This is a genomic window from Emticicia sp. 17c (genome assembly GCF_037153985.1).
Classification (GTDB): domain Bacteria; phylum Bacteroidota; class Bacteroidia; order Cytophagales; family Spirosomataceae; genus Emticicia.
In genome coordinates, this window is sequence record NZ_JBBAYI010000006.1 from 297,660 (window position 1) to 304,042 (window position 6,383).

The following is a 6,383-nucleotide window of genomic DNA, read 5'->3' on the forward strand; positions in this document are numbered from 1 at the left end:
AAGGCTCCGACAAAATATTAATATTTTCTACTAATGAAAATCCAAAGAATAACCATAGCTATCTTTTGCTTTATAAGCCAGATAGCCCTCGCACAGTCAACTAACGAAACCCTCAGTTCGTTGGTTAAACAAGCATTGGAGTATTCGCCCAGAGTAAAAGAGCAGCAACAATTGCTTGCTATTGGCGACTACCGCATAAAAGTACAAGAAAGCGGCCTGAAACCGCAGATTAACGGAGAGGTAAGCTATACAAGGCTTGACCCTATTGCAGAAGCTGTTATTCCGATTCCTGGTTTTGAAGGAAAATTACAGTTTCAGCCACATAATAATTATAATACTGCCGTAAATGCCTCTTATGTGATTTATGACTGGGGGCGTTTCAAGGCTAATGTACAGAAAACATTGCTAGAAATCCAGCAACAACGCGAGGGTGTCGAAAGCCTTAAACAAACGCTGGCGTATCAGGTAGCACAATTATATTATAATATTATTTACCTCCGAAAAGCCATTGCCGTACAACAGGAACAAGTAAAACTGGTAGAAGAAAATGGTAAGGTTATCAGCGACAGGCTCAAAAGTGGCGACGCACTTGACTACGACTTGGTGCAGGCTCAGGTGCGCTACAAAAATGCCGAAATCAGAGTGGTAGATTTGCAAGGGCAACTCGAGAAACAATATATTTTTCTGAGTTCGCTTATTGGTTCAGACGCCCGTAAACTGATTCCGGCCGATGCCGCCTTGCAATTTAATTATGCGTATGCCAATGCACAGGGAGCTTTTGCCGAAGCAACCGTTAACAACCTTGACCTGAAGGCTTCGTTTGCTCGCGAAAGTGCGCTGGCACAAGAAGTAAAAATATCTTCAATGAGTAGCTTGCCTCAGTTATCGGCCAACGGAGCCGTGGGTATTAAGAACGGGTATCAGCCTAATATTGATGCTTGGCGTTTTAATACTTTACTGGGTGTAAAACTGAGTATTCCTATTTATACAGGCAAGAGAGGATATTATAATACACAAATAGCCAGAATTAACCTGGATGCTGCCAAGCAAAATACAGAAGCACAAAAAACCCAGATAAACCGCGATATTGAAAACGCCTTTAATGATATACAGATAGCCACACAGAAAAGAACTCTGGCCGAGCGTAACGTATACCAAGCCGAATATGGGTTAAAACTGGCAAAAACCCGTTTGGCGGGTGGTGTAAGCACACCTTTGGAGATTCAGACATCTGAAACTGCGCTCGAAGATGCCAGATTCAGCCTGTTGCAGTATGACTACCAGATATTGCTGGCAAAGCTGGAAATCAGCCGATTGTCGGGTGTAAAGTTGTAAAAGCAAAAATTGAATCCTTTAGCAGCCCATCGGAGCGTAAAAGTTCTGATGGGTTTTGTTTTTATCAGGGTGCAATCAAACCCAAAGCCCAAGAAAAGTGTTATAGCAATAAAGGCTTAAGAATAGACAGGAGATTTGTACCGATAAATGTAAAATTTCCTCTAATTTTGACAAAAAATCTTCTTCATCACTCATGAACAACACGCTCTTTAAGGTTCCTGTACCAACTAACGAACCCGTTTTGAACTACGGTAAAGGTTCGCCGGAAAAAATAGCATTAAAAAAAGCCATTGCAGAGGCTCGCTCAAAAGTAATAGAAATACCTATGTATATTGGTAGTGAGCAAGTCTATACAGATAATAAAATCAAACTTTCTCCCCCGCACGACCACCAGCATATTCTGGGTTATGCTAGCGAAGGTGATGCATCTCATGTAGAAAAAGCTATTCAGGCAGCTTTGGCGGCGCGTCCGGCTTGGGCATCACTCTCGTGGGAACAACGCGCAAGCATTTTTCTGAAAGCAGCCGATTTACTGGCAGGGCCTTACCGCGCAAAAATAAACGCCGCTACCATGCTTGGGCAGTCGAAGAATGCCTATCAGGCAGAAATTGATTCAGCTTGTGAGCTAATCGACTTCCTGCGGTTCAATGTCGCTTTCATGGAGCAAATCTATACAGGGCAACCCCAATCGGTGCGTGGCTTATGGAACAGGTTAGAGTACAGGCCACTTGAGGGCTTCGTTTTTGCGCTGACACCATTCAACTTTACAGCTATTGCCGGAAACCTCCCTTCGTGCGTAGCCATGATGGGCAACGTAACTGTCTGGAAACCAGCTTATACCCAAATTTACTCGGCTCAGGTTATTATGGAGGTGTTTCGTGAGGCGGGTTTACCCGATGGTGTTATTAACCTGATTTATGTAGACGGCCCCGTGGCAGGAGACATTATCTTTAAAAATCCTGATTTTGCGGGTATTCACTTTACGGGTAGCACGAAAGTGTTTCAGACTATCTGGAAAACTATCGGAGAAAACATTCATTTATATAAGTCGTACCCGCGTATTGTAGGTGAAACTGGCGGAAAAGATTTTGTGCTGGCACATGAATCGGCCGATGCCAAAGCACTGGCAACGGGTCTGATTCGTGGAGCTTTTGAGTATCAGGGGCAAAAATGTTCGGCGGCATCACGCGCCTATATTCCTTCTACCATCTGGGAAGAAACAAAGAACCTGCTAGTGTCCGGTTTAAAAGAAATAAAAATAGGCGGAACAGAAGACTTCTCTAATTTTGTAAATGCTGTTATTGACGAACGCGCATTTGATAAGATTGCTACCTATATTGATAATGCGAAAAAGAGCGACAAAGTAACTGTACTGGCGGGTGGAAATTACGATAAATCGAAGGGATACTTTATTGAGCCGACGGTCTTGTTAACGACCGACCCAAGCTATGTAACCATGTGCGAAGAAATCTTTGGACCTGTACTGACTATCTATGTGTATGAGCCTGCCGATTTCGAGCAAACACTTGAACTAGTAAACGGTACGTCGCCGTATGCCTTAACAGGGGCCATTTTTGCTAAAGACCGTTACGCAATTGATTTGGCTACCAAAAAACTGGTAGATGCCGCCGGAAATTTCTATATAAACGATAAACCAACGGGTGCAGTAGTGGGGCAGCAGCCATTTGGTGGCGCGCGCGCGTCGGGTACTAACGATAAAGCGGGGTCTGTGCTGAACTTGTTCCGCTGGGTACAAGCCCGTACAATCAAGGAAACTTTTGTGTCGCCAACAGATTACAAATATCCGTTTCTGGAAGAAGAATAAACCTCAAACTCATAGCAACAAAAAAGGTAGCACTTCAAAATGCTACCTTTTTTTTATAGAAGATACCGAGTAAAACTACTCTTCCCAAGCCCAATCAATACGGTGTTTCATGTCTTTGATAGTCATACCGTTCGATTTGAAATAAGTTCTGATTTCGTCTACCTTATCGTATCTCTGGCTTGATTTGTACTCTTTGTATAAAGACAACAATCCGTTCAGGATACCCTCACTCTGGGTTGACGTCTCTTCTTTCAGACCTAGAATTTTTTCTATAAATACCACAAATTTCTCTTTCAAGGCATTAAATGTGTCTTCGCCTAAAGCCCGTGGGTCAAGCTGGTTCATGTAAATCATGTTCACATATTTCAGCAGGTTAAATAACTGAGCAATGGCTACGGCGGTGTTGAGGTCGTCGTTCATGGCTTCATAAAAAGCCTGTATGGTTTTTTCGATGTCCAGTTTTTTCTTTTCGTCAATGGCTATCGTTGTTACAATAGTTGCCTCCTCGGCTTGTGATGCTTTTGTTGCTTGTGTATCGTCAATAAGCTCACTCGGAATTTTATCGGCAGCTTTAACATTCATGTCAAATGTTAAAGTTTTTACAATCCGCAACCCATTAATTAGGCGACGATACCCCTTTTGTGCGGCACGGAGTGCGTCGTTCGAGAAATCGAGGGTACTACGGTATTGCGACTGAAGCATGAAGAAACGAACCGTCATGGGGCTATATGCTTGGTCAAGCAAAGGGTGGTTTCCGGCAAATAGTTCGGCAGGTAAAAAAGAGTTACCTAATGATTTTGACATCTTCTGCCCGTTTACGGTTAGCATATTCGAGTGCATCCAGTAGCGAACAGGCTCTGTTCCGGTAATGCCAACGCCTTGTGCAATTTCACACTCATGGTGCGGGAACTTCAAGTCCATACCACCGCCATGAATATCAAATTGTTTACCCAGATACTTTGTACTCATACAAGTACATTCCAGATGCCACCCCGGAAACCCCATTCCCCATGGCGACTTCCATTGCATAATGTGTTCGGGGCTTGCGTTTTTCCAGATGGCAAAATCAAGCGGGTTTCGCTTTTCTGACTGCCCGTCCAGTTCACGGGTTTCATTCAGTAAGTCTTCCAGAATTCTGCCCGATAACTTACCGTAATCGTTTCCTTCTCTATTATATTGATTAATATCGAAATAGACCGAACCGTTCGATTCATAAGCCAACCCTTTATCGATTAAGGTTTTTACGGCTTCAATCTGTTCGACAAGATGGCCTGTGGCGGTTGGTTCAATACTTGGCGGCAGAAAATTAAACTGGTCGAGCACCTTATGGAAATCGTTGGTATAACGTTGTACAATTTCCATTGGCTCGAGTTTTTCCAGCTTAGCCATTTTCCCGATTTTGTCTTCGCCTTCGTCGCCGTCACCCACAAGATGCCCTACATCGGTAATATTTCTGACATAACGAACTTTATACCCAATTTCGGTAAGGTAGCGGTATAGCACATCAAAAGTGAGAAACGTGCGGACATTCCCCAGATGAACATAATTATAAACTGTTGGCCCACACACGTACATACCAACATAAGGTGGGTTGAGTGCTTTAAATTCTTCTTTCTGGCGTGAGATTGTATTATAGATTTTCAGGTTCTGCTGCATATAGGTTGTTCAATATCTTATGTTCTGTTTTTATAACGTTGTTTGCCGTAGGCTTATCTATAAAGGCCCATGCAAATTTAAAGCTAATTTCTTGTATTATATATAAATAGGTATGCTAATAGAATAGCCACAAAGTACACAAATCAAAACATGATGTTGCATAATAATAAAACTTTGTACTGATGCCCTAATACATTATGACAATAATTATAGAATAAGGTACAGCTATTTAAGAAACCGGCACTTCAAGCAAGCATTTTTTGAGTTTGTTTTCAAACAATGCCCAATCTAGCTTTTTTGGCGCAATTAATTCAATACGGCTGTCGCGGCGGTAAGCAATATATTGCACTGTAAACTCACCGTCGGCGGCATTAATCATTACCCAGTCTTTACCTGTTCTGAAAACCCCCTTAGCTCGCTCGACTCCCTGCAAGGTACTAAAAAACTGACGAAGTTTAGGAAGGTTAAAGAACTCATCGGGCGAAAAAATCCAGCCGCAGCCATATACACCCAAGCCGTGGCTTTCTTTTTTTACAGGCTTACCCACCTCTGGTAATGGTAATTCTTCTTCATGTGCATGGGTATGCTCGTGGTGGCTATGTGGGGCAAACTGCGCTTTGCGTTCAGGAAAAGGGTCAATGTTAAGCCAGTTGAAATCAAGTTTGCCATCGGTTACCTGTTCTATTAATAACTTCGGAGGGTATAACTCTTTTGCCCATGACAAAAACTGCTGTGTAAGGTCGTTGCCCGCAAGGTCGGTTTTGTTGGCTACAAGTACATCGGCCAGATTAATCTGGTCTTGAAAAGTTTCGTGCGCTTTAAAATCAATAGCAGCCCAGCGGCGTGGGTCAACCAGACAAACGGTAGCCTTTACCTCAAGTATATCTTTCATAAACTTGTTACGAAGCAAATCCAGAATGTTTTCAGGATGCCCCATGCCAGTAGGTTCAATCAGAATGCGGTCGGGCTTTTGCTGACGCAAAATGGTAGTAAGCGTAAATTGCATAGGTACATTAGCTGTGCAGCAGATGCAACCACCCGCCACCTCACGGATTGTGAGGCCATCTTTTTCTTCAATAGCGGCGTGGTCAATCGAAACAGCACCGAACTCATTAATAATAATAGCCCACCGCTCCTCTGGTGGTTTGCTTGCTAATAGGTGTTTAAGGGCGGTAGTTTTACCTACGCCTAAAAAACCAGTAATCAGATTAACGGGTATTTTCATGTAAAATCTTTAAATGGACAGGTTAACCTCTGTGTTACTATATTATATATATAGCAATGACAGAAATAACACCGATTAAGTTTATAAAGTTTAGGCTTGCCCCGAATGTATGTTTAAATAGTGGTAGCGGGCTATAAAATGAACATTCCGATTAGGATAATTTTTATAGGTATTGCTTCTTTTGCTAATTATAAACAGAAATACATATAACAAAACCAAGAAATAATATAAACGTTTTGTTTGGTATAACTTGTAAATAGCTGTAAATAAGAGGAGTAGGTTGGTGGGCTAAAAAAACTTTTGAGAGGGGTCTTGACAAAGGCAAAAAAGTGCCGTACCTTT

The 6,383-nt window shown here is 42.4% G+C and carries 4 protein-coding genes; 2 read left to right on the plus strand and 2 right to left on the minus strand.

The window, feature by feature from the left end:
- The first annotated feature begins 33 nt into the window (after positions 1 to 33).
- On the plus strand, positions 34 to 1,335 hold the full coding sequence (locus WAA15_RS14085; RefSeq protein WP_337043420.1) for a TolC family protein: 1,302 nt from the start codon (positions 34 to 36) through the stop codon (positions 1,333 to 1,335).
- Between the two features lie 193 nt (positions 1,336 to 1,528).
- Positions 1,529 to 3,160 carry an L-glutamate gamma-semialdehyde dehydrogenase gene (gene pruA / locus WAA15_RS14090; protein WP_337043421.1) on the plus strand — a complete coding sequence of 544 codons (1,632 nt, stop codon included), beginning with the start codon at positions 1,529 to 1,531 and terminating at the stop codon, positions 3,158 to 3,160.
- A gap of 75 nt (positions 3,161 to 3,235) precedes the next feature.
- Here the strand turns inward: pruA and cysS are convergent, their stop codons facing one another.
- Positions 3,236 to 4,816 carry a cysteine--tRNA ligase gene (gene cysS, locus WAA15_RS14095; protein WP_337043422.1) on the minus strand — a complete coding sequence of 527 codons (1,581 nt, stop codon included), beginning with the start codon at positions 4,814 to 4,816 and terminating at the stop codon, positions 3,236 to 3,238.
- Positions 4,817 to 5,045: 229 nt separating this feature from the next.
- Positions 5,046 to 6,041, minus strand: coding sequence for a CobW family GTP-binding protein (locus WAA15_RS14100; RefSeq protein ID WP_337043423.1), 996 nt, complete (start codon positions 6,039 to 6,041; stop codon positions 5,046 to 5,048).
- Between the last annotated feature and the right edge of the window lie 342 nt (positions 6,042 to 6,383).

Coding starts and splice junctions, on each gene's coding strand:
- WAA15_RS14085 (WP_337043420.1), top strand. CDS start 34: ATGAAAATCCAAAGAATAACCATAGCTATCTTTTGCTTTATAAGCCAG.
- pruA (WP_337043421.1), top strand. CDS start 1,529: ATGAACAACACGCTCTTTAAGGTTCCTGTACCAACTAACGAACCCGTT.
- cysS (WP_337043422.1), bottom strand. CDS start 4,816: ATGCAGCAGAACCTGAAAATCTATAATACAATCTCACGCCAGAAAGAA.
- WAA15_RS14100 (WP_337043423.1), bottom strand. CDS start 6,041: ATGAAAATACCCGTTAATCTGATTACTGGTTTTTTAGGCGTAGGTAAA.